Genomic DNA, 24,614 nt, shown 5'->3' with positions numbered 1-24,614 from the left:
CCTCCCCCCCGGTTGGGGGGGGGGCCCCCCGGGGGGGCCCCCCCGCCCCCCTTCGCGCATCCGCGTCCGCGTCGTTGCGCAACACGCCGAAGGCGGACCATCCATCGGATGGTCCGCCTTCGATTTCTGTGGAGCTAAGGAGAATTGAACTCCTGACCTCCTGCATGCCATGCAGGCGCTCTACCAACTGAGCTATAGCCCCTTGTTTTGTTGTTTCGCCCGGTTCCCCTGGCGACGACGTAAACATTACAGGTCCGGGGACGCAGCGCCAAATTGGTTTCCGGTTCGAGTCGATACGGACACTAATGTCGGCTTTCGGCGGGGCGGGGCTGGGGCTGGGGCTGGCCGCGGCGGTCAAGTTCAGGCATGCGTCACGCGCGCGGGCCGAGTGTCGCGTTCGCCGGGGCGGCGCTGAGGACACCGCCAACCAGGCCCTTCGCGGTGTTCTGATCACCGCCGCTGTGGACGCACGGACACAGGAGCGTGGCCCTCGGCCGCTGCCGGTCTTCTCCTCGTACACCCCGTGGCGGGTACCGCACGGAACCGGGCGCCCCGAACTGCACCAGGGAGTCCCGGACTTGACGCTTTCGGTCCTCTGCGCAGGCGCGGATGCCTGTTCCTCGTCCTGGCCCCGACATCGTTGCCGGGGCGCAGCAGCGGTGCGGCCGGACTCAGGCCGTGACGAAGGAGTAGAACCGCTTGAGCGTGCAGTGCTCCTCGAGAAGGCGGCCGTAGATCGGCTCCCCCTCCAATTCCCGGTACGTCTCGATCGGGTCGCCTTTTATGATCAGCGCCCGCGCGCATTCCTCGCACCAGTACTGGTAGTCGGGATTGATCGGCTCCATGTCGCGGACGATCGGTGTACCGCTCCCACACCAGTCGCACTTTCGCCTGTGTGCACCCATCGATCAGCTCCAGCTGTGGCCGCAGGCCGTGCACACGTAGGAGATCCCGCCGTTGTCGCCGAGGACTTGGGCGACATGCGCGGAACCGCAGGAAGGGCAGCTCAGCCGGGTGGTCGTGTCCCGTATCAACGCCGCACCGAGGAGGTGGCCGACCTCCTCAAGGATGCTCGCAGGCATCGCTACTCCCTCCCGTCGGGCCGCGCCCCCTTCCGGCCGTTTGATTCTGCCACGGCCGGAGCAATACGGTCAGCGACGCCTCAGTACCAGTCCGGACACGGCGCCCGCCGCAGCCGTTCCGGCCAGCGCCCAGGCACACACCGAGAACGCCTCCGCAGAGGTATACGAGCGCAGAACCCCGAGTGACTCAAGCCGGTTCAGGAACAGTGTGCCGAAAGACGCCACGCCGATCAGCTGACCGAGCTGGGTGACCGTCGCCAGCAGGCCGCTGGCGTCCGCCGCGTCCTCGGGCCGCACGGTGGCGAGCGCGCCGGTGAGTGTCGGACTGAAGGCGAGCGCGAGTCCGGCGCCCACGCCCGCGTATCCGGCGTACAGGAGCGCTCCCCCGTCGCCGCCTCCATGGAAGGCCAGCCCCACGGCGGCCACGGACACCGCGGTCAGCGCGAAGCCGGCCGGGGCCAGTGCCTGCTGCAGGCCCGCGGGCCACCTCCGCCAGGTCAGGCTGACGGCACCGAACACGGCGGCGGTCGGCGCGAAGCTCAGGCCGGCCCGCAGCGCGCTGTAGCCGAGGCCGCCCTGGACGTGCAGGGTCAGCGCGAACAGGAAGCCGGCGTTGACCGACATCACGGCGAGGATGCGGAAGACGGCCAGGCCGATCCCGGGGTGGCGCAGCACCCGGAGCGCGATCAGCGGGGCGCCGCCGCGCCGGGCCAGCCGGGACTCGTACCCGCAGAACAGCACGAACAGCACGGCGGCTCCGGCCAGCGACAGCCAGGACCACGCGGGCCAGTCCTCCTCCTGCCCGAGCACCAGCGGCACCGTCAGCAGCGACACGGCCGCCCCCAGCAGCACCAGTCCGGGCAGGTCGAGCGGGCGCGCCCGCTCCGTCCCGCTCGCGCCGCCCAGCGGGAGGATCCTGCGGCCCAGAACGAGCAGCAGGGCACCGACCGGCACGTTGACCAGGAACACCGGCCGCCAGCCGGTGCCGAACAGATCGGCGCTGACCAGGACCCCGCCCACGATCTGTCCGGCCGCCGCGCCGACGGCGAGGACCGCCGAATAGGCGCCCAGTGCCCGGGCTCTGGCCTCGCCGGTGAAGGTGCGCTGGATCAGGCTGAGCACCTGCGGGATGGCCAGCGCCGAACCGGCGCCCTGGACCAGCCGGAAGACGATCAGTTCGGTCGCCCCCTGCGCCAGACCGCAGGCGAGCGAGGCCGCGGTGAACAGGGCGACGCCGGCGAGATGGACCCGGCCGTGGCCGAGCCGGTCGCCGAGCCGGGCGCCGGTGATCAGCAGTACGGAGTAGGAGATGGCGTAGCCGGCGATGACCAGCTGGAGATCGGCGCCCGAGGCGTGGAGTTCGGAACCGATGGTCGGGGCGGCGACGTTCACGATGAAGACGTCGAGGGCCGCCATGAACAGGGCGGTGAGCAGGACCGCGAGCAGCAGCCGGGGCCGGTTGTCAGTGCCGGGTGCTTCACTGTCGGTGACGGGTGATTGCGGGGCGTCTGCGGCCGATGGGTCACTGTCAGTGGCGGGTGCTTCACTGGTCGCAGGGTTCGGAACGGGCTCGGTGCCCGGCCCGGTTCGGGATGTTGTCGTCATGGCGCCGAGCCTGACGACGGGCGGGTAAGGGTGCCGAGTGCCCGGCGATGCTGGTACTGCCAGCACCTGGCAGCGCCGGGGCCGGGTGCCGACGATGAAGACGGGGACGACGGGGGGCTGGACGATGACGACGAACACGGAGAACACGACACGGACGGCGAACACGGCGCGGCCGAGGAGCGCTCAGCGCCGCAGGCCGGAGCTGGCCGCCTTCCTGCGCACCAGGCGGGCGCGGGTGACACCGGCCGACGTGGGGATGCCACCGGGCCTGCGGCGGCGCACGCCCGGGCTGCGCCGGGAGGAGGTCGCCCAGCTCTCCGGCGTGGGCGTGACCTGGTACACGTGGCTGGAGCAGGGCCGGCCGATCAACGCGTCACCGCAGGTCCTGGACGCGGTCGCCCGCACGCTGCGGCTGGACGCACCGGAACGGGAGCATCTGTACCGGCTGGCGGAAGTGCCGTTCGCACCGGACCGGGAGGCCCTGACCCGCCGGGTCGGCCCGGAGGTCCAGGGCATCATCGACGCCCTGGACCCGCTGCTCGCAGTGGTCTACAACGCGCGTTACGACGTCCTGGCCACCAACGCGGCCTACCGGGACCTGTTCGTGCTGCCGGAGGCACTCAGCATCGGCCTGCCGAACGTGCTGTGGACCCTGTTCACCGTGCCGGAGGGCACCTGCCCCGTGGTGCGGCGGGAGCGGGAGCTGCCACTGATGGTGGCGACGCTGCGGTCGGCGTACGGCAGACACGTGGGCGAGCCGGCCTGGGAGAACTACATACGCGCGCTGTCCGCGGCGAGCCCCTGGTTCGCGGAGCTGTGGGCGAGCGGTGAGGTGGTGCTTCCGGGGCCGCGGGTGAAGACGTTCCGGCACGTGATGGTGGGCGAGATGCGGATGACCTCGCAGTCGCTGTCCATCGACGGGATGCCCGACTGCCGGATCGTGGTCTACACCCCGGAGGACGAGCAGTCGCGCGAGAAGGTCGCGCTGCTTCGGGAGCGACGGGAGCGCCTGTGGCCACCGACACACGAGGACGAGGAGGCAGAGAGGATCATCCGCCACTGGAACGCGTGAAACACAGATGGAACGCGTGAAACACAGAAAATCCCGCCCCCTGACGGGGACGGGACCTTCATCACCGATCTTTGACAACTCAACAGAGTGTCGATCAGTGGAGCTAAGGAGAATTGAACTCCTGACCTCCTGCATGCCATGCAGGCGCTCTACCAACTGAGCTATAGCCCCTGGCTCCACGCGGCGGAGCCGCATGGTGTCTCGCCCCGCTCGGCGGGGCGAACAAGAAGAACTTTAGCCTGTGACCTGCCAGAAAGTGAAATCCGGGGTCCGGGGGTCTCCGGGGCTCAGTCGTCGTCGCCGAGCACGGGCTCCGGGAGGGTGCCCGCGTTGTGCTCCAGCAGGCGCCAGCCGCGCGCACCCTCACCGAGCACGGACCAGCAGCAGTTGGACAGGCCGCCGAGGCTCTCCCAGTACCGGGCCTCCAGACCGAGGAGCCGGCCGATGGTGGTGCGGATGGTGCCGCCATGGCTGACGACGACGAGGGTGCCGTCCTCGGGCAGCTTCTCGGCGTGCCGCAGTACGACGGGGGCGGCGCGGTCGGCGACCTCGGTCTCCAGTTCGCCGCCGCCGCGGCGGACCGCCTCGCCGCGCTTCCAGGCGGCGTACTCCTCGGCGTAGCGGGCGATGATCTCCTCGTGCGTCAGCCCCTGCCAGACGCCCGCGTAGGTCTCGCGCAGGCCCTCCTCGCGGGTGATGTCGAGGCCGGTGAGGGAGGCCAGCTCGGTGGCTGTGTTCGCCGCCCGCTGCAGGTCCGAGGAGATGATCGCGTCGGGCCCCAGGGAGGCCAGCAGCCGGGCGGCACGCCGGGCCTGCCCGACGCCGGTCTCGGTCAGCGCGACGTCTGTGCTGCCCTGGAAGCGGCGCTCGACGTTCCAGGCCGTCTGGCCGTGCCGCCACAGGATGATGCGGCGGCCGCGGCCCTTGTGGTCGGTGACCTCGCCGGTGGCGCTCATCACCACTCCCCGCCCGGCTCCTGCTCGGCCTCGGCGGCCTGCAGCCTGGCGTGCTCCGCCGCCTTCCCGCGGGTGGCCTTGGCGTCGGCGGGCAGCTCCAGCTCGGGGCAGTCCTTCCACAGCCGCTCCAGGGCGTAGAACACCCGCTCCTCGCTGTGCTGGACGTGGACGACGATGTCGACGTAGTCGAGCAGGATCCAGCGGGAGTCGCGGTCGCCCTCGCGGCGCACCGGCTTGGCGCCGAGTTCCTTCAGGAGGCGCTCCTCGATCTCGTCGACGATGGCCTTTACCTGGCGGTCGTTCGGCGCGGAAGCCAGCAGGAAGGCGTCCGTGATGGACAGCACATCGCTGACGTCGTAGGCGATGACGTCGTGGGCGAGCTTGTCGGCCGCCGCCTGGGCGGCGGTGGTGATGAGCTCAAGAGAACGGTCGGTGGCGGTCACTACGAAGCTTTCGGTCGGCGGTCACTGGACCTCAAGGGTCTCACGGACCGCCGGGCGCACCCCACGTGATTACAGCGGCGCGTGGGGTGCGCGGGACCCGGTCACGAGGTGGCGGGCTTGTAGTCCCGGCCGAGGACGACCGAGACGTCGGCGCCGGAGGAGACGGTTCCCTTGGCCACGGAGCCGGCGGGCAGGCCGAGGGTCTTGGCGACCTCGGTGGCGTCCGACTTGTGGGAGGCGTCCGAGTAGACCACCTTCGAACCGGCCTGGGTGCCGGAGGCGGTGCCGCCCTCCAGGAAGGTGAAGCCGCCGTTGAGCAGCACCACGCGGGCCTTCTCCGTGTCGTCCTTCACACCGGTGGCGTTCTGGACGGAGACGCGGACGGCGGAACCGGCGTCGGGGCTCTTGGCGGTGCCGCCGAGGATGTCCTTCACCACACTGTCACTGGTCTGCGCGCTCAGGGTGCCGTCGGCCTGCACGGGCAGCAGGGCGGTCTTGTAGGCACCGCTCTTGGCGAGGTCGGCGAGCTTGGCGAGGAAGGCACCGAGATCCTTGTCCGTGAGCGGCGGGTCGAGGATCTGCGCAAGGGTCTGCACGGTCGTCGTGGCCGACGACGGGTCGGAGGCCAGCTTGCGCAGCACGCCCTGCATGACCTGGCCGAACCGCTCCAGTTGTGCGTTCTGGGACTCCCCGACAGCACGGTAGGTGGCGTAGGCGACGGCCATCTTGCCGCTGAGCGTCTGGTCGCTGCCCTTGTGGACGATGGGCTCGGCGCCCTTCTTCTTGGCCTCCGGGCCGGGCACGTCGGCGTTGGTGTCGATGTCGATGTTGCCGACCAGGTCGACGAGGTTCTGAAGGTAGGGGGTGTCGAGGCGCCAGGTGCCCTGGATGTTGGTGCCGAGGACGGTGTCGAGCTGGTCACGGGTGCCGGAGCTGCCGTCGTCGTCCACCGACTTGGCGAGGGTCGTGGTGGAGCCGTCGTCGCCGCTCAGGGCGAGGGAGTTGGGCAGCAGCACGGTGCTGCCCTGCTTGGTGGTGGTGTTGTCGACCAGCAGCGCCGTGGAGGTGCCGCCCTTGGCGGTGTTGTGCAGGTGGACGACGATCACGTCGCGTTTCTGGGCACCGGCCGACGTGGCCGCGCCGGGCTTGGAGCCGGCGGAGCTCAGGCCGGGCAGCTTTCCGGCGTACCAGAGGTAGCCGACGCCGCCGGCGGCGACGAGGGCGAGGACGACGAGGAGGGCGATGATCCGGCTGCGGGCGCGGCGGCGGGCCTCCTCGCGGCGCTCGGTGCGGTTCTCGGTGAACTTCAGCCAGTCGATGACGTCCTCGGAGTCGCCGTCCGGCTCCTCGACGAACGCGAACTGCTCGGTGTGGTACTCCCGTTCGCCCTCGTCGCGTGACTCCGCGGGGCGGGCCGGGGCGTGCTGGTCCTCCGCCGGGCCGGCCTGATGCGGGATGTACGCCGTCTGCTCGGTGACCCGGGGCTGCTGCCCGCTGTTCGCGGCCTGCCCGTAGGGGTCGTAGCCGGTGGGGTGCTGGGTTCCGGTGCCGTAGGGGTCGTACGGGGCCTGGGAGCCGTAGGGGTCGTACGCGGGCGGCTGCCGGCCGGTGTCGTAGGAGGGCACCGGCGGCTGCTGGCCGGTGGCGTACGGGTCGTAGCCGTAGCCCTGCTGCTGGGCGTACGGATCGTAGGTCGCCTGCTGAGCCTGCGGTGCCTGCTGTGCCGCGACCTGGCGGTACATGGGCTGGCCGTACTCGTCGTAGCCGACGAGTTCGTACGGGCCCACGCCATAGCCGGCGTCACCCGCGTCGTATCGGTCGTTCACCGGTGCCCCTCTCGGCTCACTCGCCGCGGTACAGCTCGCGCTTGTCGATGTAGCGCACGACTCCGTCCGGCACCATGTACCAGATGGGATCTCCCTTGGCGACTCTGGCGCGGCAGTCGGTGGAGGAGATCGCGAGCGCCGGGACCTCGACGAGCGAGACGCCGCCCTCCGGGAGGCCCGGGTTGGTCAGGTGGTGGCCGGGCCGGGTGACGCCGATGAAGTGGGCGAGGGAGAACAGTTCCTCGCTGTCTCGCCAGGTCAGCAGCTGGGCAAGGGCGTCGGCGCCGGTGATGAAGAACAGGTCGGTGTCGGGATTGAGGGCGCGCAGGTCGCGCAGGGTGTCCACGGTGTAGGTGGGGCCGCCGCGGTCGATGTCGATGCGGCTGACGGAGAACTGCGGGTTCTCGGCGGTGGCGATGACCGTCATCAGATAGCGGTCCTCGGCCGGGGAGACCTTGCGGTGGGACTTCTGCCAGGGCTGGCCGGTGGGCACGAACACCACCTCGTCCAGCTGGAACTGCGCGGCGACCTCGCTGGCCGCCACGAGGTGCCCGTGGTGGATCGGGTCGAACGTTCCGCCCATGACACCGAGGCGTCGCTTGCCCGTGTGGGTGGGGCCGTGGCCCGGCTGGTGCTGCCGGTACTGCGGGTGCTTCACCGTGTCGTCGCCCGTCTCGTGCGCCGGACCGGTAGGCATGTCCTGCTCTCCCATGCGTGCAGACCCTACCGGCCCGGCCTCTGACGTCCGGCCGGGGACGGGGGTCCCGCTCAGCGGTCGCGGTTGAAGCGGGTGGTGATCCACAGCAGGAGCAGCAGGATGACCAGGGCGCTGCCGCCGGTGATCGCCGGGTTGAGGCTGTTGTGGTGACCGCCCTCGGCTTCGGCGAGGGTGACCAACGGGGCTGCGGCGCTGTGAAGGCTCATCTTCGGCAGGACCTATCGCGTGTGGGCGGGATAAAGATATCGGCTCATCGTAAGCGGGCGGCTTCGCGGCGATCACGCCGACTCCGCCGTTGGGGACGAGCGCCGGAACCTTCGCGGGCCGTCAGTCGTCTTTCCGCTTGTAGCCGCGCAGCAGGAACCAGGCGGTCAGTGCACAGCCCAGGAACATCACGATCAGGATGACACGGAGCAGATTGCCCGACCCGTGCTGCTGGACGGCGCTCGTGGCGGCCTCGGTCAGCCAGGCGGCTGCGGGACGGTGCTCCATGACGGGACTCCTTCGGCTGTACTGCCCGTCCACGGTATCTCCGCCTAGGCTGGGCTCCGCCTCGGGGGCACAGTGGGCACTCACACGCACATGGGGGAAGACATGTCCGACGACGGCCAGCAGCAGACGGGGCACGAGCGCGTACCGAGCAGGCAGCGCAGGCGCTTCCCGGGGATCTCCTCGCGTGCCTACGAGCATCCGGCCGACCGCTCGGCTCTGGTCGCGCTGCGTAAGCTGAGCGGATTCGACACCGTCTTCAAGGCGCTCAGCGGGCTGCTGCCCGAGCGGAGCCTGAGGCTGCTGTTCCTGTCCGACTCGGTGCGCGTCTCCGAGCGGCAGTTCCAGCACCTGCACGACATGCTGCTGGACGCCTGTTACATCCTGGACCTGGAGAAGGTCCCGCCGATGTACGTCACGCAGGACCCGCAGCCGAACGCGATGTGCATCGGCCTGGACGAGCCGATCATCGTCGTCACCACGGGGCTCGTGGAGCTCCTCGACGAGGAGGAGATGCGGGCGGTCGTCGGGCACGAGGTGGGACACGCGCTGTCCGGCCACTCGGTGTACCGCACGATCCTGCTGTTCCTGACCACCCTCGCGCTGCGGGTGGCCTGGATCCCGCTGGGCAATCTCGCGGTCATGGCGCTGGTGACCGCGCTGCGGGAGTGGTTCCGCAAGTCGGAGCTGTCCGCGGACCGGGCGGGGCTGCTGGTGGGGCAGGACCTCAGGGCCTCGATGCGGGGCCTGATGAAGATCGCGGGCGGCAACCATCTGCACGAGATGAACGTGGACGCCTTCCTGGAGCAGGCCGAGGAGTACGACTCCGGGGGCGATCTGCGCGACTCGGTGCTCAAGATCCTGAACGTGCTGCCCCGCTCGCACCCGTTCACCACGGTACGGGCGGCCGAGCTGAAGAAGTGGGCCGAGTCCCGGGACTTCCAGCGGATCATGGACGGCCACTATCCGCGGCGCGACGGGGACCGGGACGCTTCGGTCAGCGACTCCTTCCGCGAGTCGGCGGCCAGCTACGCGAGCGATGTGAAGACCTCCAAGGACCCGCTGATGAAGCTGGTCACGGACCTCGCGGGCGGTGCGGGCGACCTGGGCGGCCGGGTCCGCCGCGGTTTCGAGGGATTCAAGAGCCCGCCTCCGGCGAAGGAGGGCCCGACGGACGCGCCGCGGGACGAGGAGTAGGGGCCCCTGCTTCAGGGGCCCCTGCTTCCTCCCCTTGGCAATGGCACCGCTTCTCTTTCCCCGATGCCACGGCGCTCGGCCACGACGGCGGATTCCGGCGGTGCCGAACCCTCCTCAGCCCACGCGATCGCCCCCAGGCGCCCGGGACAAGCCCGCACCCTCACACCCCCGGCGCCCGGCGCAGCCCACCCCACCTGACCAGCGCTGAAACCGCCCCGCTCAGACCTTCGGCTCAGCCCCAGCGGCCAGCGTCCCGCACAGGGCCGTAGGGCTGTCCGTCTCGTAGGGGTTGGTGCCCGCGGGGCCGCCGGTGTGGGCCGTCTGGCCGGCCAGGAGGGGGCGGAGGTAGGCGGTGGAGTCCTCGGCGCAGGCGAGGGGGCCCGCCTGGACGTAGGACGTGACCAGCTGGACCTGGTGGGTGCGCAGGTCGTCGCGGGTGAAGCGGAAGGTCAGCTCGCGGCGGACCGTGAACAGGGACGCCGGCGCGTTCGCCGCGGAGCCGGTGGGGCGCAGGGCGTAGACGAAGGTGTGGTCGGCGGTGACCTCCAGCGTGCCCGAGTCGGCCTCGGTGGCCCGCAGGTCGCCCTGGACGCGGATCCGGTCGTCGGCGAGCTGGGCTCGGGAGGGGTCGAGTCGGACCAGCCAGCCGGTGGGGGCGTGCCGGCCGTCCGCCGCCGGGTGGTCGAAGCTCTGGTCGAACTGGTCGAACTGGTCGGCGTCGAGGAGGGACCGGGCGGGGCGGACCTGGCGGCCGGTCAGCACCTCGGGGTAGAGCGAGGAGCGGACGATGTAGTCCTTGGCGGTGGTCAGCGCGGTCACCACCTGGCTGTCGGAGAAGTGGGCGGTGTTGCGGGAGGCCGGCAGTGGTATGCCCTCGGCGCCGACCTCGAACTGGGCGGCGGGGCTGTGCGCGTACAGGTTCTCGGCGTCGGTGGCGCCGGGCACCTTGTCCGTCGGGGCGAGCGGGATCACCGTCATCCGCAGGGGCTCGACGGGGCGCCGGGCCTCCGGGGAGCTGTAGGGGTGGCGGACGCCCATGTAGATCGCGGTGCCGAAGGCGACGGCGATCAGCAGGACGAGGATCAGGGCCTGCCGGGTGAGTCCGCGGTGCAGGGGCGGGCGGCGGCGTACGGCGGGCGTGTGGTCGGCCATTCGCTCCTCGGCGGAGTACTCCTGCAGGCGGGCAGCACGGACGAACGACTCGTCGAACACGACGGATCGGTACTCGTCCTCTCCACCTCCGGGGCCGCCCTCGGGTGTGCCCTCCGGTGGGTCTCCAGGCCCGCCCATACTTTCAGAGTAGGTCTCGTGGGCCTCAGGTAAACGCCCTGCTACACGACAACTTCTGACAGGTGCTCACCAAGAGTGGGCGCGGGTGTTCAGGGGGAGCGCGGAGTGGCCGAGGCCGCCGGCCGGGAGAACTCGGCGGAGGCGGAGGGCGCGGCGGCGCTGCCCTGTTCCAGGCCGGTCGGGGCGTGTGTGGGGACCCCGTCGCGGGTGCCGGCCGAGCCGCCCCGGTAGACGGCGGCGAAGGCCAGGGCGACCATGCCGATGCCCATCACAACGGCGAGGAGCCAGGCCACGGGCCGGTGCCAGCGGACCTGCTTGCCGTATCCGCCGAAGTGGCGGTCGCCGAGGACATAGGTGTCCTCCAGCTCGTCGTCGTCTCGATCTTGGCCGAGATCGGTCCCCTCGGGGGCGTACTTGTCGTCGTAGCGCTCGCCTCGGGCGTGGGCGCGGCGGGCCTCTGCCTCGGAGGCCTCGGCTCTGGCCTGCGCGGCGGCCAGGAGGCGTTCGACGGCGGTCGGCTCATGGACCGTGGCCGCCTGTACGAAGGCCTCGTCGAAGACCACGGAGGCGAACTCTTCGTCCGACACCCCGTGGTCGTGGTCGTCGTCGGGCTCCCAGCCGTCAGGGAACGGCGTGCCCCCCACGTCCTCCGGCACGGATCCAGAGTAGACCTGGGGGGTCAATTTGGGCAGACGGTATGGAAATTCGTCTGACTGGTGAGACGCCTTTCGGTCGTAGTCGCCGGTCGGCGGGCGGTACGGCCGAACGGGCGATCTCAGGGGCGTACGTGGCCGTCGCCGGTGACGATGTACTTCGTGCTGGTCAGCTCCGGCAGGCCCATGGGACCGCGGGCGTGCAGCTTCTGGGTGGAGATGCCGATCTCGGCGCCGAAGCCGAACTGGCCGCCGTCGGTGAAGCGGGTGGAGGCGTTCACGGCGACGGTGGTGGAGTCGACCAGCTGGGTGAAGCGGCGGGCGGCCTGCTGGGAGGTGGTGACGATCGCCTCGGTGTGGCCGGAGGTCCACAGCCGGATGTGCTCGACGGCCTTGTCGAGGGAGTCGACGACCGCGGCGGCGATGTCGTACGAGAGGTACTCGGTCTCCCAGTCCTCGGCCACGGCCTCCACGACGGTCGCCTTGGAGTCCTTGGCGTAGGCCAGCACGCGCTCGTCGGCGTGCACGGTGACGCCGGCCTCGGCGAGGGCGTCCAGGGCGCGCGGCAGGAACTCGGGGGCGATGTCCTGGTGGACGAGGAGGGTCTCGGCGGCGTTGCAGACGCTGACCCGCTGGGCCTTGGAGTTGATCAGGATGTCGATCGCCATGTCGATGTCGGCCGCCGCGTCGACGTAGACGTGGCAGTTGCCGGTGCCGGTCTCGATGACGGGGACGGTGGACTCGGTGACCACGGTCTGGATCAGGGAGGCGCCGCCGCGCGGGATCAGCACGTCGACGAGCCCGCGGGCCCGCATCAGCTCGCGCACGGACTCGCGGCTCTCGCCGGGCACCAGCTGGACGGCGTCGGCGGGCAGCCCCGCGCCGCCCACCGCGTCCCGGATGACCCGGACGAGGGCGGCGTTCGACTCGTACGCGGAGGCGGAGCCGCGCAGCAGGACGGCGTTGCCGGACTTCAGGCAGAGGGCGGCGGCGTCGACCGTCACGTTCGGGCGGGCCTCGTAGATGATGCCGACGACGCCGAGCGGGACGCGGACCTGGCGCAGGTCGATGCCGTTGGGGAGGGTGGAGCCGCGGACGACCTCGCCGACCGGGTCGGGCAGCTTCGCCACGTCGCGGACGTCCGAGGCGATGGCGCGGACCCGCTCGGGGGTCAGGGTGAGCCGGTCGACGATGGCCTCGCTGGTGCCGTTCTCCCGGGCCTTGGCCACGTCCTTGGCGTTGGCCTCGACGATCTCCGCGGTCCGGACCTCCAGGGCGTCGGCGATGGCGAGCAGCGCGTCGTCCTTCTCGGCGCGCGGGAGCGGCGCGAGGTCGGCGGCGGCGGCCTTGGCCCGGTAGGCGGCCTGGGTGACCGGGGACATGGAGTCGTACGGCGAGAGCGTGGTCATGAGGGAAGGGTAGTGCGCGGCACGGGTCATGCACCCCTCATCCCAAACCCCGAGACAAGCCCCCAGGACCACTCAAAAGGGGTGGACCCCCACCGGTGTCGCCGGCGCCGGTCCGTACCCCTCGGCGATGCGGTGGTGGTAGGTCTCTCGGTCGATGACCTCCAGTCCGACGATCTCCCAGGCCGGCAGTCCGGCGCTCTGCCGGTGCTCGCCCCACAGGCGCAGGGCCACGGCGGCCGCGTCGTGCAGGTCGCGGGCCTCTTCCCAGTACCGGATCTCGGCGTGGTCGGGCGCGTATCTGCTGGTCAAAAGGAAGGGGTGGTCGTGGGCCAGCTGTTCCAGGGCCCGCCGCAGCTCCGGCAGCGGGACCTGCTCCCCGGAGACGCTGAGGGTGACGTGCCACAGCCGGGGCAGATCCTTGGGCTCCTCGTAGGCGTCCCCGGCCGCGATGCTCGTCAGGGCACCGCGGGTTGCCACCCCAGGGCGCACTCGTCTCACGACGGCCTCCTTCACCCAGCGCTCGGGAACGTCTCTGAGTCAAAGTTGAGCAGCCCGTATGGCTCCGTGGGGCGGTTTTACGGAACGTCCCCCACCGGGGGCTGTCGTAATGTCCCGTTTTACGGGTGCAGCAGCACCAGGTCGTCCCTGTGTACGACCTCGCGTTCGTACGCCGGGCCCAGCTCGCGGGCCAGCTCGCGGGTCGAACGCCCGATCAGCCGCGGGATCTCCTTGGCGTCGAAGTTGACGAGCCCCCGGGCCACCGCGCGGCCCGTCGTGTCCCGCAGTTCGACGGGGTCGCCGGCGCTGAACTCGCCCTCCACTGCGGCGATTCCGGCGGGCAGGAGCGACTTGCGCCGCTTCACGACGGCGTCCACCGCCCCGTCGTCCAGGGTCAGCGCACCCTGCGGGGTGGAGGCGTGCTGGAGCCACAGGAGCCGGTCGGCGGAGCGTTTGCCGGTGGGGTGGAAGTAGGTGCCGGTGTCGCCGCCGCTCAGGGCTTCCGCCGCGTGCACGGCGCTGGTGAGTACCACGGGAACGCCGGCCGCGGCCGCGATCCGGGCGGCCTCGACCTTGGTGACCATCCCGCCGGTACCGACGCCGGCCTTGCCCGCGCTGCCGATCTCGACGCCCGCGAGGTCCTCGGGACCCTTCACTTCCGCTATCCGCGAGGTGCCGGGCTTGCTGGGGTCGCCGTCGTAGACGCCGTCGATGTCGGAGAGGAGGACGAGGAGGTCGGCGTGGACGAGGTGGGCGACGAGGGCGGCGAGGCGGTCGTTGTCGCCGAAGCGGATCTCGTCGGTGGCGACGGTGTCGTTCTCGTTGACGATCGGGAGGGCACCCATCGCGAGGAGCTTGTCGAGGGTGCGGGAGGCGTTGCGGTGGTGGGCGCGGCGGCTCATGTCGTCGGAGGTGAGCAGGACTTGGCCGACGCGGACGCCGTAGCGGGCGAAGGAGGCGGTGTAGCGGGCGACGAGCAGCCCCTGGCCGACGCTGGCGGCGGCCTGCTGGCGGGCGAGGTCCTTGGGACGGCGGCGCAGGCCGAGGGGGGCCAGGCCGGCGGCGATGGCACCGGAGGAGACGAGGACGATCTCCTTCTCGCCGCCGCTGCGGCTCTTGGCGAGGACGTCGACGAGCGCGTCGACGCGGTCGGCGTCGAGGCCGCCGACGGCGGTGGTCAGCGAGGAGGAGCCGACCTTGACGACGATCCTGCGGGCCCTGGCGACCTGATGCCTTGCCGCTGACACGTGCTTCCCTCCGCCCTCGCGCCCACGTCCCGTCGGACGTGACCGTTGCAATCTACGCGATGTGCACGGAGCGTGCTCGGCGGTCCATTGGGCGGACCGGCGGTCAGAGGGGGGCGAGGTCGTAGACGGACGGGCCGAGACCGGCGAAGGACACGATTCCCGCTTGCCGCCGCGGACCGGGCCGACCGCACCATCGACACCGGAGCCCATACCCCGCAGTCGTTTGAGTTCCATTCCAGGGGCTTCCGTCACCACGCTCGACCGCAGACGCTTTCTGCGCGCCGGGGGTGCCGTCGTCGGCGCGGCGGCCGTTCCGCTCGTCGCCATCGGTGCGACCCAGGCCGTCGCGCGCTCCCGTCGCGCGGCCCAGGAATTCGCCTTCGACAACACCCGCGGGCACAGCTTCACCGCGCAGCTGGTCGACGGCGGGCTCCAACTCCCGGGAGAGACGCAGACCTACTCCGGCGCCGACGGTGAGGCAAACGGCGATCCCGCCCTGACCCGGCTGGACACATCCGGGCACATTCTCGGCACGATATATCTGCGCGGATCACACAACGTCCGCACCGCGAATTCCGACGGCACCTATACCGGTGGGGGCGACCGGCCGGCTCGGTTCGAATTCGCCAACGGCGGTCCGCTGCCGCGTGGGCGGTGTACCGGCTCCGTCGTGGAGCAGCCCGAGGGCATGGCCAGCCAGGTCCCCGGCCCCGCCGACCCGCAGGCAGTGCGGCTATGCAGCGGCTCCGCCTCGTACACCTCGGACACCGACCAGAGCGAGAGAGCGAGCATCCATTACAAGGACGTCCTGGTCCGACCGCGGGCGCGGTTACCCGGGTGAGTATTGCCACACCCCGGCTGACCAGCGACGAACGGGCTGTGGTAAGCACACCCCATGAGTGCCGTTAGGGTAGGCTTAAACCAACCTTAACCTTGCACTCCTTGTGCCTTCTCGCATCCCGTACCGCAGGTCAGCGGCGGGATGCGGTTGTGTCTGACCGAACAGTCCAGGAGCCCCAAGCATGCCCCTCGCGAACGGAAGCGCTTCGCCGAAAATAAGCGTGGTTGTCCCAGTTTACAAAGTTCAGGGGTATCTGCGCGCATGCTTGGATTCCATAATCTCCCAGTCCTTCCAGGACTGGGAGATTGTCGCCATCGACGACCACTCCCCCGACTCCTGCGGGCGGATTCTCGATGAGTACGCCGCCCTGGACGACCGCGTCATACCCGTGCACTTCGAGGAGAACCGGGGCATCGGAAAGGCGCGGGACGCCGGTGCGCTGAAGGCGCGCGGGGAATACATCCTCTTCCTCGACAGCGACGACACCCTCGCCGAGGGCGCGCTGCAGGCGATAGCCGACCGCCTCGAGGTCACGGACAACCCGGACATCCTGCTGCTCAACCACGTCCGCACCTACTGGAACAACCGGGTCCAGGCGAGCGCGGCCGGCGAGATGCTCGCCGGTGCGGGCACGGACGTCTTCACGGCCCTGGAACGGCCCGAGTTCCTCACCATGTTCGCCGTGGTCTGGAACCGCGCCTACCGCCGTGAGTTCTACGTCGACGAGCACAACTTCACCTTCACCGACGGCATCTACGAAGACGCCCTCATGGTCTACAAGACCATGCTGACCGCGGAGCGCATCGCCGCCACCGACCACGTCTGCGTCGAGTACCGCCAGCGCCGCCAGGGCAACTCCATGCGTACGCCCGGCCGCAAGCACTTCGGCATCTTCGAGCAGTACGCCCGGCTCTTCGAGTTCCTCGACGAGCGTCCCCATCTGGAGCCGGTGCGTGCGCTGCTGTTCGAGCGCGCCGCCAGCCACTTCCTGTTCACCATGGCCCGTGAGGACCGCATCGTCCCCAAGGACCGGGCGGAGTTCTTCAAGCTGTCGGCCGCCCAGTACAAGCGTTTCAAGCCCAAGGGCTTCGTCCTGCCGGAGGGCTCGCAGGGCACCAGGTTCCAGCTGCTGGAGCGCGGGTCCTACACGGCGTACGCGGCGGTGATGGCCGCCAGCAACACCCGCGGCCAGATGATCAAGCGGGTCGCCAAGGTCAAGACCAAGCTCGGCAAGACCGCCTACGACCGGCTGTACCGGCTGCACCTGCGTCGCCCCGTCGACGAGAATCTCGCGGTCTACGCGGCCTACTGGAACCGCGGCGTGGCCTGCAACCCGGCCGCCGTGTACCACAAGGCGAAGGAGCTGGCCCCGAACGTCCACGGCGTCTGGATCGTCAAGAAGGACGCGGTGGACAGCGTTCCCGAGGGAATCGACTACGTGGTCGCCAACTCGCCGCGCTACTGGGAGGTCATGGCCCGGGCCAAGTACCTCATCAACAACGTCAACTTCCCGAACAACTTCGTGAAGCGCCCGGAACAGGTCCACCTGCAGACCCACCACGGCACCCCGCTGAAGCAGATGGGCATCGACCAGCAGAAGTACCCCGCGGCCGCCAAGAACATGAGCTTCGTCAAGATGCTGGAGCGGGCCGACAAGTGGGACCTCAGCCTCACCTCCAACCAGCACTCCACGGAGATCTGGGAGCGGGTGTACCCCTGCGCGTTCGAGGCGGTCGAGTACGGATACCCGCGCAACGACGTGTACTTCCGGGCCACCGCCGACGACGTCCTGCGGATTCGCCGTGAGCTCGGCATCGAGGAGGGCAAGACCGCCATCCTCTACTGCCCGACCGTGCGCGACTACCAGAAGGGCTACGTGCCCCGCATCGACCTGGAGCGCTTCTGCAGCGAGCTCGGGCCCGACTACGTCGTCCTGGTGCGCACCCACTACTTCTACGGTGCCGACCCCCGGCTTGAGGCCCTGCAGGAGCGCGGGCTGATCAAGGACGTGTCGAAGTACCCGGTGGTGGAGGACCTCTGCCTGGCCGCCGACGCGCTGATCACCGACTACTCCTCCATCATGTTCGACTACGCGTGCCTCGACCGCCCGATCATCAGCTACGCGGACGACTGGGAGGTCTACCGCAAGGCCCGCGGTGTCTACTTCGACGTCCTCTCCGGCGAGCCGGGCGAGACTCCCGGCGCGACCGCCACCTCGGAGGACGAGCTGATCTCGGTCTTCCGTTCCGGCGCCTGGAAGAGCGACAAGGCCGCCGAGTTGCGGGCCGCGTTCCGGGAGCGGTTCGTGCAGTTCGACGACGGGAACGCGGCGGAGCGCGTGGTACGCCGCCTGTTCCTCGGCGAGGAGCCCACCCCCGCGGTGCTGCCCCTGGCCGAGCGGACTCCGGCGCCCGCGCCGGCCGCCATCGCCATGGCGCACATCCCGCGGCAGCCGAGCGGTGAGCGTGGCCTCATCGGCGCCTGACATGCAGAACGAGAGAGACGAGCACCACATGGTTTCCCGCCCTGCCATTTCCAAGGCCGTCATCCCGGCGGCGGGCCTCGGCACCCGGTTCCTGCCGGCCACGAAGGCCACTCCCAAGGAGATGCTGCCGGTTGTCGACAAGCCGGCGATCCAGTACGTGGTCGAGGAGGCCGTGTCGGCGGGGCTCGACGACGTCCTCATGATCACCGGGCGCAACAAGCGTCCTCTCGAGGACCATTTCGACCGCAACTACGAGCTGGAGTCGGCGCTCGAGAAGAAGCGCGACGCCGAACGGCTCGCGAAGGTGCGGGAGTCCAGCGACCTGGCGACCATGCACTACGTGCGCCAGGGCGACCCCAGGGGCCTCGGCCACGCCGTGCTGTGCGCGGCCCCGCACGTGGGCCACGAGCCGTTCGCGGTGCTGCTGGGCGACGACCTGATCGACCCGCGTGATCCGCTCCTGAAGCGCATGATCGAGGTCCAGGAGCAGCACGGCGGCAGCGTGATCGCCCTCATGGAGGTCGCGCCCGAGCAGATCCACCTCTACGGCTGCGCTGCCGTGGAGGGCACCGACGCGGGTGACGTGGTACGGGTGACCGGACTGGTCGAGAAGCCGGACCCGGCGGACGCGCCGTCGGCCTACGCGGTCATCGGGCGGTACGTCCTCGACCCGCGGATCTTCGACATACTGCGCAAGACCGAGCCGGGCCGGGGTGGCGAGATCCAGCTCACCGACGCCCTGCAGCAGCTCGCGGCGGACGAGAAGGCCGGCGGGCCGGTGCACGGCGTCGTCTTCGAGGGCCGCCGCTATGACACCGGCGACCGTGGCGACTATCTGCGTGCCATTGTCAGACTCGCGTGCGAACGTGAAGACCTGGGCCCGGACTTCCGGACCTGGCTTCGCAGTTACGTAGCCGAGGAGCTGACGGACGGCGGCAACTGACGTACGACGTCGGCGTCGGCGGAGAACGCGAGAGGGCGGCCGGAGGAGAACCTCCGGCCGCCCTCTCGTCGTATCGCGGACCTACTCGAACGGATCGAACTCGTCGTACTCCCGCAGCGACTCGTCCCGCTCCGCCTGCTTGTCCCGTCGGCGCTGCGCGGCAGGCCGCTGCGCGTCGAAGCGGTGGTCCTCGCCGCGGCGGCCCAGCATCTCCGCACCGGCCATGACCGACGGTTCCCAGTCGAAGACGACCGCGTTCTCCTCGGGACCGATGGCGACACCGTCGCCCGACCGGGCGCCCGCCTTCATCAGCTCCTGCTCCACGCCGAGGCGGTTGAGCCGGTCGGCGAGGTAGCCCACGGCCTCGTCGTTGTTGAAGTCGGTCTGGCGGATCCAGCGCTCCGGCTTCTCGCCGCGGACCCGGAACAGCGGCTCGCCACCGACCTCCTCGCGGGTGACGGTGAAGCCGGCGTCGTCCACGGCCTTGGGCCGGATGACGATCCGCGTCGACTCCTCCTTGGGCTTCGCCGCGCGCGCCGTGGCGACCAGCTCACCGAGCGCGAAGGACAGCTCGCGCAGCCCGATGTGGGCGACGGCCGACACCTCGTAGACGCGGTAGCCGCGGGCCTCGAGGTCGGGGCGGACCATCTCGGCGAGGTCCTTGCCGTCCGGCACGTCGACCTTGTTCAGGACGACGATCCGGGGCCGGTTGTCCAGGCCGCCGTACTGCCGCAGCTCCTCCTCGATGACGTCGAGGTCGGAGACCGGGTCGCGCTCGGACTCCAGGGTCGCGGTGTCCAGCACGTGCACCAGCACGCTGCACCGTTCCACGTGCCGCAGGAACTCCAGGCCCAGGCCCTTGCCCTGGCTGGCGCCCGGGATCAGACCCGGCACGTCGGCGATGGTGTAGACGGTCGAACCGGCCGTCACCACACCCAGGTTGGGCACGAGGGTGGTGAACGGGTAGTCGGCGATCTTCGGCTTGGCCGCGCTGAGCACGGAGATCAGCGAGGACTTGCCGGCGCTCGGGTAGCCGACGAGCGCCACGTCGGCGACGGTCTTCAGCTCCAGGACGACGTCCCGCAGGTCACCGGGCTCGCCGAGCAGTGCGAAGCCGGGCGCCTTGCGGCGGGCGGAGGCCAGCGCCGCGTTGCCGAGGCCGCCGCGGCCGCCCTGTGCGGCGATGTACGAGGTCCCGTGGCCGACGAGGTCGGCGAGTACGTTGCCCGCCTTGTCCAGTACGACCGTGCCGTCCGGCACCGGCAGGACCAGGTCCTGGCCGTCCTTGCCGGAGCGGTTGCCACCCTCGCCCGGCTTGCCGTTGGTGGCCTTGCGGTGCGGGGAGTGGTGGTAGTCGAGCAGCGTCGTGACGGACTGGTCGACGGTGAGGATGATGTCACCGCCCCGCCCGCCGTTGCCGCCGTCCGGGCCGCCGAGCGGCTTGAACTTCTCGCGGTGGACGGAGGCACAGCCGTGACCTCCGTTACCCGCGGCGACATGCAGTTCGACGCGGTCCACGAAGGTGGTCATGGTTCAGTGCCTCCAGAAACTCACGGGTATTACCAATGTCAACACGCGAAAGGCGGACCCGCCTTCCCGACCGGGAAGTGAGGTCCGCCTCGCGAAAGCGTTCGGCGCTGAATCAGGCGATTCAGGCGACCGGAACGATGTTCACGACCTTGCGGCCGCGGTGGGTACCGAACTCCACCGCACCGGCCTGCAGGGCGAACAGCGTGTCGTCGCCGCCACGGCCGACACCGGCGCCGGGGTGGAAGTGGGTACCGCGCTGGCGGACCAGGATCTCACCCGCGTTGACGACCTGACCGCCGAAGCGCTTCACGCCGAGCCGCTGGGCGTTGGAGTCGCGACCGTTCCGGGTGGACGATGCGCCCTTCTTGTGTGCCATGTCTCCTCAGTCCCTTACTTCGCAGCCGTGGGGATCGACGTGACCTTGATCGCCGTGTACTGCTGGCGGTGGCCCTGCCGACGGCGGTAGCCGGTCTTGTTCTTGTAGCGCAGAATGTCGATCTTCTGGCCCTTGTGGTGGTCCACGACCTCGGCCTGGACCTTGATGCCGGCCAGCACCCACGGGTCGCTGGTCACAGCGTCGCCGTCGACAACGAGCAGGGTCGAGAGCTCGACCGTGTCGCCAACCTTGGCGGTGGAAATCTTGTCAACCTCAACGATGTCGCCGACAGCAACCTTGTGCTGGCGACCACCGCTGCGCACGATGGCGTACACGCGGATCTCTCTTTCGCTCGAAGAAACGGCACCCCCGCAGGCCAGTCGCCCAGGAACACCACGGACAACCTCTCCCGGCCAACCGTGTGCCCGGGAGGAAGAGGTTTACGGGGATGTGGCGTGTTCAGTGGACACGCCGACGGTCAAGGTTACGGGGCACGGCCGTGAGGGTCAAACTGGACGCCACGCAGGACGAACTCGTCGTCGCTGGAAAAACGGGTGTGGCCCTGTCCGCGCTGGACAGGACCACACCCGGGACGACGGCAGATCAGTTGTCGTCGGCGGAGGCCGAGACGGACGAGGCCGTCTGCTGGGCCGCCGCGGACGCGGACTTCTTCGCCGTCGACTTCGCGGCCGCCTTCTTGGCCGTCGTCTTCTTGGCCACCGTCTTCTTCGCGGCCGTCTTCTTGGCCGCCGTCTTCTTGACCGCGGCCTTCTTCGCCGTGGCCTTCTTGGCCGCCTTGCGGGCGGTCTTCTTGGCCGGCGCGGCCTCCTCGGCGGCCTCCGCCGCCTCCACGGGAGCGGGGGCCTCGGCGGAGACCTCCACGGCGGCCGACGGGACGACCACCACGGCCGCCTCCTCCGACGCGGTCGGCGCGGTGGCCTTGCGCACGGCACGGCGGCGCGGACGGGCCTGAGCGGCGCTCTCGGCGGCCGGTGCCTCGGCAGGAGCCTGTTCGGCAGCGGCCGGGGCTTCCTCGGCGGCCTCGGCCGCGGGAGCGGCCGGAGCCTCGGCGACCGTCACCACGGCAGCCTCCGTACCCACGGGGGAACCGGCCGGTGCGGACACCTTCCGGGTCGCCCGACGGCGGGTACGGCCCTTGGGCGCGGCCTCCTCGGCAACCTCGGCCTCGGCCTGCGGCGCCGGAACCATCTGGTCCTCGACGGCCGCGGGCTCGGCCAGCGCCTCGGCGGCCGGCTCCGGACGCACCGGGCGCGCCGCCTCCTCGGCGGTGACCTCCTGCGCGGTCGGCGCCACGGCGGCCTCGGTCTTCGGGGCCTCCGCGCGGCGAGCCTCCGCCTTCGGGGCGCCCGCCGGAGCCGAGGCCCGGCGGCTCGCCCGGCGCCGCGTACGGCCACGGGTGGCCGCCGCCTCCGCCTCGGCGACGCTGCTGTACAGCTCCTCGTCGGGCGCGAACTCGGGCGCCGGGAGGGCGACCGGCTCGGCGACCTCGGCGGCCACCTCGACAGCGGTCTCCACCTCGGGCTCGACGGCCTCGCCGGTCTCCACGGCCACGGCCGCGGTCTCGTGCACATGCTCGTGCACGTCGGCGCCCCTGCCGCGCTTCTTGCGCTTGCCGCCACCGCCGGCGGCGACCGTCGGCTGCTCCATGTGCACGATGACACCGCGGCCGTTGCAGTGGACACAGGTCTCGGAGAAGGACTCCAGCAGGCCCTGGCCGACGCGCTTGCGCGTCATCTGTACCAGGCCCAGCGAGGTCACCTCGGCCACCTGGTGCTTCGTACGGTCGCGGCCCAGGCACTCCAGCAGGCGGCGCAGCACCAGGTCGCGGTTGGACTCCAGGACCATGTCGATGAAGTCGATCACGATGATGCCGCCGAGGTCGCGCAGCCGCAGCTGGCGCACGATCTCCTCGGCCGCCTCCAGGTTGTTCCTGGTGACCGTCTCCTCCAGGTTGCCGCCCTGGCCGGTGAACTTGCCGGTGTTGACGTCGATGACGACCATCGCCTCGGTCCGGTCGATGACCAGCGAACCGCCGCTGGGCAGCCAGACCTTGCGGTCGAGCGCCTTGGCGAGCTGCTCGTCGATCCGGTAGGTGGCGAAGACGTCGACCTCGGGCGTCCACTTCGACAGCCGGCCGGACAGATCCGGCGCGACGTGTGAGACGTACCCGTGGACGGTGTCCCACGCGTCGTCACCGCTCACGATGACCTTGGAGAAGTCCTCGTTGAAGATGTCGCGCACGACCCGGACGGTCATGTCCGGCTCGCCGTACAGCAGCGTCGGCGCGTTGCCGTTCTTCGACTTCTTCTGGATGTCCTCCCACTGCGCCTGCAGCCGCTCGACGTCCCGGCGCAGCTCCTCCTCGCTCGCGCCCTCGGCGGCGGTGCGCACGATGACGCCCGCGTCCTCGGGGACGATCTTCTTGAGGATGGTCTTCAGCCGGGCCCGCTCGGTGTCGGGCAGCTTGCGGCTGATGCCGGTCATCGAGCCCTCGGGGACGTACACGAGGTAGCGGCCCGGCAGGGAGACCTGGCTGGTCAGGCGGGCGCCCTTGTGGCCGATCGGGTCCTTGGTCACCTGGACGAGGACGGACTGCCCCGACTTCAGCGCGGACTCGATACGACGGGGACCGTTGGCCATCCCCAGCGCCTCGAAGTTGACCTCACCGGCGTACAGGACGGCATTGCGCCCCTTGCCGATGTCGATGAAGGCGGCCTCCATCGACGGCAGCACGTTCTGGACCTTGCCCAGGTAGACGTTGCCGACGTACGAGGTCGACTGCTCCTTGTTGACGTAGTGCTCGACGAGCACGCCGTCCTCGAGGACGCCGATCTGCGTGCGCTCGCCGTGCTGGCGCACGACCATCACGCGCTCGACGGCCTCACGGCGGGCCAGGAACTCGGCCTCGGTGATGATCGGAACGCGGCGGCGGCCCTGCTCACGGCCTTCCCGGCGGCGCTGCTTCTTGGCCTCCAGACGGGTCGAGCCCTTGATGGACTGCACCTCGTCGGACGGCTCGGCGGGCTTGCGCGGTTCGCGGACCTTGACGACCGTGCGCTCCGGGTCACCCTCGTCGGGCTCGGTGTCGACGGTGGTCTCACCGGCCCGGCGACGACGGCGCCGACGACGACGGCTGCCGGCCGTCGAGGGTCCGGCTTCCTCGCGGGCCTCGTCGGCGTCCTCTTCCTCCTGCTCGGCGGTGTCCTCGGCGTCCTGAGCGGCCTGCTCGGCGGCCAGCTCATCGGCCTCGGCGTCCGCGCCCTCACCGGCCTCGCCCTCGGCGGCGTCACCGCGGCGGCGGCGCCGGCCGCCACGACGGCGACGGCGGCGCGAGCCGGACTCCTCGAAGCCCTCGGCGTCCTCCGCCTCCTCGGCCTCTTCTGCTTCCTCGGCCTCTTCGGCTTCCTCGCCCTCAGCGACAGCCTGGGCGGACTCCTCGGACTCCTCGCCCTCGACGGCGCGCGTCTCCTCCGCGGCGGCGCCCCGGCGGCGACGGCGGCGGCGCGCGCCGGCCTCGACGCGCTCCTCCGCGTACTCCTCGGGCTCCTCGACCTCGGCGGCCTCCGCCGCGGCCTCGGCGGCGGCGCGCTCCGGGGTCTGGAACTTCGGCTCGGCGAACACCGGCGCCTGGAAGACGGCGACGGCCGGGCGGGCGGGCCGACGCGAGCCCTCGGCCTCGGCGGCCTCGCTCTCGGCGGCCTGCGCGGGCTGTGCGGGCTGCGTGGGCTCGCCGAACCCGAACGCGGGGCGCACGGCCCGGCGCCGGCCACGGCGCGGGGCCGCCTCCTCGGCGGGGGCGGGCTGAGCGGCCGCTGCGGGCGCGGTGGTGTGCGTGGTGACGGGAACCTCCGGGGTGTGCGCCTCGGCGGCGGCCGGGGCCTCCGCGGCGGGAGTCTCGGCGGCCTCCGGGGCACCGGCGGGCGCCGACACACG

At 70.7% G+C, this 24,614-nt stretch carries 23 protein-coding genes and 2 tRNA genes; 5 read left to right on the top strand and 20 right to left on the bottom strand.

Going from position 1 to position 24,614, the window contains the following annotated elements; translation table 11 throughout:
- Positions 1-129 precede the first annotated feature (129 nt).
- The 4 genes from ACWC0C_RS32965 to ACWC0C_RS32950 all read right to left on the bottom strand — a co-directional run bounded on the left by ACWC0C_RS32965 (position 130) and on the right by ACWC0C_RS32950 (position 2,516).
- Positions 130-202, bottom strand: a tRNA-Ala gene (locus ACWC0C_RS32965).
- Between the two features lie 469 nt (positions 203-671).
- A complete protein-coding gene (locus ACWC0C_RS32960) occupies positions 672-905 on the bottom strand; it encodes a hypothetical protein (RefSeq protein ID WP_006136074.1) in 234 nt (77 codons plus the stop codon).
- A gap of 3 nt (positions 906-908) precedes the next feature.
- Complete coding sequence (locus tag ACWC0C_RS32955; protein WP_014672673.1) at positions 909-1,082, bottom strand: hypothetical protein; 174 nt, start codon at positions 1,080-1,082, stop codon at positions 909-911.
- A 69-nt stretch (positions 1,083-1,151) separates the two neighbouring features.
- Positions 1,152-2,516, bottom strand: coding sequence for an MFS transporter (locus ACWC0C_RS32950; RefSeq protein ID WP_450867765.1), 1,365 nt, complete (start codon positions 2,514-2,516; stop codon positions 1,152-1,154).
- A 295-nt stretch (positions 2,517-2,811) separates the two neighbouring features.
- Here ACWC0C_RS32950 and ACWC0C_RS32945 point away from each other — a divergent pair, with 295 nt between their 5' ends.
- Positions 2,812-3,759 carry a helix-turn-helix transcriptional regulator gene (locus ACWC0C_RS32945; protein ID WP_450867755.1) on the top strand — a complete coding sequence of 316 codons (948 nt, stop codon included), beginning with the start codon at positions 2,812-2,814 and terminating at the stop codon, positions 3,757-3,759.
- A gap of 98 nt (positions 3,760-3,857) precedes the next feature.
- Here ACWC0C_RS32945 and ACWC0C_RS32940 read toward each other — a convergent pair.
- The 7 genes from ACWC0C_RS32940 to ACWC0C_RS32910 all read right to left on the bottom strand — a co-directional run bounded on the left by ACWC0C_RS32940 (position 3,858) and on the right by ACWC0C_RS32910 (position 8,194).
- A tRNA-Ala gene (locus tag ACWC0C_RS32940) sits at positions 3,858-3,930 on the bottom strand.
- A 116-nt stretch (positions 3,931-4,046) separates the two neighbouring features.
- Positions 4,047-4,715, bottom strand: coding sequence for a histidine phosphatase family protein (locus ACWC0C_RS32935; protein WP_449200777.1), 669 nt, complete (start codon positions 4,713-4,715; stop codon positions 4,047-4,049).
- Entirely contained in the window at positions 4,715-5,158 is a 444-nt protein-coding gene (gene rsfS, locus ACWC0C_RS32930; RefSeq protein WP_449200776.1) for a ribosome silencing factor, read from the bottom strand. Before rsfS ends, ACWC0C_RS32935 begins: the two co-directional genes overlap by 1 nt.
- 101 nt (positions 5,159-5,259) lie before the next feature.
- Positions 5,260-6,984 (bottom strand): LCP family protein, encoded by a 1,725-nt coding sequence (locus ACWC0C_RS32925; protein WP_450867752.1) that lies wholly within the window; start codon positions 6,982-6,984, stop codon positions 5,260-5,262.
- A gap of 16 nt (positions 6,985-7,000) precedes the next feature.
- Positions 7,001-7,696: a nicotinate-nucleotide adenylyltransferase gene (gene nadD, locus ACWC0C_RS32920; RefSeq protein ID WP_449200774.1), complete on the bottom strand. Its 696-nt coding sequence runs from the start codon at positions 7,694-7,696 to the stop codon at positions 7,001-7,003.
- 56 nt (positions 7,697-7,752) lie between these two features.
- Positions 7,753-7,908 carry a hypothetical protein gene (locus ACWC0C_RS32915; RefSeq protein WP_449200773.1) on the bottom strand — a complete coding sequence of 52 codons (156 nt, stop codon included), beginning with the start codon at positions 7,906-7,908 and terminating at the stop codon, positions 7,753-7,755.
- 121 nt (positions 7,909-8,029) lie between these two features.
- Positions 8,030-8,194, bottom strand: coding sequence for a hypothetical protein (locus tag ACWC0C_RS32910; protein ID WP_450867750.1), 165 nt, complete (start codon positions 8,192-8,194; stop codon positions 8,030-8,032).
- 102 nt (positions 8,195-8,296) lie between these two features.
- Here ACWC0C_RS32910 and ACWC0C_RS32905 point away from each other — a divergent pair, with 102 nt between their 5' ends.
- On the top strand, positions 8,297-9,388 hold the full coding sequence (locus tag ACWC0C_RS32905) for a M48 family metallopeptidase (RefSeq protein ID WP_450867748.1): 1,092 nt from the start codon (positions 8,297-8,299) through the stop codon (positions 9,386-9,388).
- 219 nt (positions 9,389-9,607) lie between these two features.
- Here the strand turns inward: ACWC0C_RS32905 and ACWC0C_RS32900 are convergent, their stop codons facing one another.
- The 5 genes from ACWC0C_RS32900 to proB form a co-directional block, all read right to left on the bottom strand.
- The gene (locus tag ACWC0C_RS32900) at positions 9,608-10,678 is read right to left on the bottom strand and encodes an SCO2583 family membrane protein (RefSeq protein WP_450867747.1); all 1,071 of its coding nucleotides are present in this window, start codon (positions 10,676-10,678) and stop codon (positions 9,608-9,610) included.
- An 89-nt stretch (positions 10,679-10,767) separates the two neighbouring features.
- Positions 10,768-11,334 carry an SCO2584 family spore wall biosynthesis protein gene (locus ACWC0C_RS32895; RefSeq protein WP_450867746.1) on the bottom strand — a complete coding sequence of 189 codons (567 nt, stop codon included), beginning with the start codon at positions 11,332-11,334 and terminating at the stop codon, positions 10,768-10,770.
- Positions 11,335-11,453: 119 nt separating this feature from the next.
- Positions 11,454-12,740, bottom strand: a complete 1,287-nt coding sequence (locus tag ACWC0C_RS32890; RefSeq protein WP_450867744.1) for a glutamate-5-semialdehyde dehydrogenase — start codon at positions 12,738-12,740, stop codon at positions 11,454-11,456.
- Positions 12,741-12,812: 72 nt separating this feature from the next.
- Positions 12,813-13,238, bottom strand: coding sequence for a hypothetical protein (locus ACWC0C_RS32885; protein ID WP_450867742.1), 426 nt, complete (start codon positions 13,236-13,238; stop codon positions 12,813-12,815).
- 119 nt (positions 13,239-13,357) lie between these two features.
- On the bottom strand, positions 13,358-14,485 hold the full coding sequence (gene proB / locus ACWC0C_RS32880; RefSeq protein ID WP_449200766.1) for a glutamate 5-kinase: 1,128 nt from the start codon (positions 14,483-14,485) through the stop codon (positions 13,358-13,360).
- 223 nt (positions 14,486-14,708) lie between these two features.
- On the opposite strand from proB, the gene ACWC0C_RS32875 reads away from it, so the two are divergent.
- The 3 genes from ACWC0C_RS32875 (at position 14,709) to galU (ending at position 18,754) form a co-directional block, all read left to right on the top strand.
- Positions 14,709-15,326 carry a hypothetical protein gene (locus ACWC0C_RS32875; RefSeq protein WP_450867741.1) on the top strand — a complete coding sequence of 206 codons (618 nt, stop codon included), beginning with the start codon at positions 14,709-14,711 and terminating at the stop codon, positions 15,324-15,326.
- A 181-nt stretch (positions 15,327-15,507) separates the two neighbouring features.
- Positions 15,508-17,811: a bifunctional glycosyltransferase/CDP-glycerol:glycerophosphate glycerophosphotransferase gene (locus ACWC0C_RS32870; RefSeq protein ID WP_450867739.1), complete on the top strand. Its 2,304-nt coding sequence runs from the start codon at positions 15,508-15,510 to the stop codon at positions 17,809-17,811.
- A 28-nt stretch (positions 17,812-17,839) separates the two neighbouring features.
- Positions 17,840-18,754, top strand: a complete 915-nt coding sequence (gene galU, locus ACWC0C_RS32865) for a UTP--glucose-1-phosphate uridylyltransferase GalU (protein WP_450867764.1) — start codon at positions 17,840-17,842, stop codon at positions 18,752-18,754.
- A gap of 81 nt (positions 18,755-18,835) precedes the next feature.
- Here galU and obgE read toward each other — a convergent pair whose 3' ends face one another.
- The 4 genes from obgE to ACWC0C_RS32845 all read right to left on the bottom strand — a co-directional run.
- A complete protein-coding gene (obgE, locus tag ACWC0C_RS32860; RefSeq protein WP_450867737.1) occupies positions 18,836-20,284 on the bottom strand; it encodes a GTPase ObgE in 1,449 nt (482 codons plus the stop codon).
- A gap of 121 nt (positions 20,285-20,405) precedes the next feature.
- Positions 20,406-20,660: a 50S ribosomal protein L27 gene (gene rpmA, locus ACWC0C_RS32855; protein ID WP_023550764.1), complete on the bottom strand. Its 255-nt coding sequence runs from the start codon at positions 20,658-20,660 to the stop codon at positions 20,406-20,408.
- Between the two features lie 14 nt (positions 20,661-20,674).
- Entirely contained in the window at positions 20,675-20,995 is a 321-nt protein-coding gene (gene rplU / locus ACWC0C_RS32850; protein WP_009188585.1) for a 50S ribosomal protein L21, read from the bottom strand.
- Positions 20,996-21,263: 268 nt separating this feature from the next.
- Positions 21,264-24,614: Rne/Rng family ribonuclease (locus tag ACWC0C_RS32845; RefSeq protein WP_450867735.1), on the bottom strand; the 3,351-nt coding region annotated here is incomplete at its 5' end.

The organism is Streptomyces sp. NPDC001709 (assembly GCF_053596375.1).
This window is presented reverse-complemented; position numbering and strand designations above follow the sequence as displayed.

Coding starts and splice junctions, on each gene's coding strand:
- ACWC0C_RS32960 (WP_006136074.1), bottom strand. CDS start 905: ATGGGTGCACACAGGCGAAAGTGCGACTGGTGTGGGAGCGGTACACCG.
- ACWC0C_RS32955 (WP_014672673.1), bottom strand. CDS start 1,082: ATGCCTGCGAGCATCCTTGAGGAGGTCGGCCACCTCCTCGGTGCGGCG.
- ACWC0C_RS32945 (WP_450867755.1), top strand. CDS start 2,812: ATGACGACGAACACGGAGAACACGACACGGACGGCGAACACGGCGCGG.
- ACWC0C_RS32935 (WP_449200777.1), bottom strand. CDS start 4,715: ATGAGCGCCACCGGCGAGGTCACCGACCACAAGGGCCGCGGCCGCCGC.
- nadD (WP_449200774.1), bottom strand. CDS start 7,696: ATGGGAGAGCAGGACATGCCTACCGGTCCGGCGCACGAGACGGGCGAC.
- ACWC0C_RS32915 (WP_449200773.1), bottom strand. CDS start 7,908: ATGAGCCTTCACAGCGCCGCAGCCCCGTTGGTCACCCTCGCCGAAGCC.
- ACWC0C_RS32910 (WP_450867750.1), bottom strand. CDS start 8,194: ATGGAGCACCGTCCCGCAGCCGCCTGGCTGACCGAGGCCGCCACGAGC.
- ACWC0C_RS32905 (WP_450867748.1), top strand. CDS start 8,297: ATGTCCGACGACGGCCAGCAGCAGACGGGGCACGAGCGCGTACCGAGC.
- ACWC0C_RS32900 (WP_450867747.1), bottom strand. CDS start 10,678: ATGGGCGGGCCTGGAGACCCACCGGAGGGCACACCCGAGGGCGGCCCC.
- ACWC0C_RS32890 (WP_450867744.1), bottom strand. CDS start 12,740: ATGACCACGCTCTCGCCGTACGACTCCATGTCCCCGGTCACCCAGGCC.
- ACWC0C_RS32870 (WP_450867739.1), top strand. CDS start 15,508: ATGCCCCTCGCGAACGGAAGCGCTTCGCCGAAAATAAGCGTGGTTGTC.
- galU (WP_450867764.1), top strand. CDS start 17,840: ATGGTTTCCCGCCCTGCCATTTCCAAGGCCGTCATCCCGGCGGCGGGC.
- obgE (WP_450867737.1), bottom strand. CDS start 20,284: ATGACCACCTTCGTGGACCGCGTCGAACTGCATGTCGCCGCGGGTAAC.
- rpmA (WP_023550764.1), bottom strand. CDS start 20,660: ATGGCACACAAGAAGGGCGCATCGTCCACCCGGAACGGTCGCGACTCC.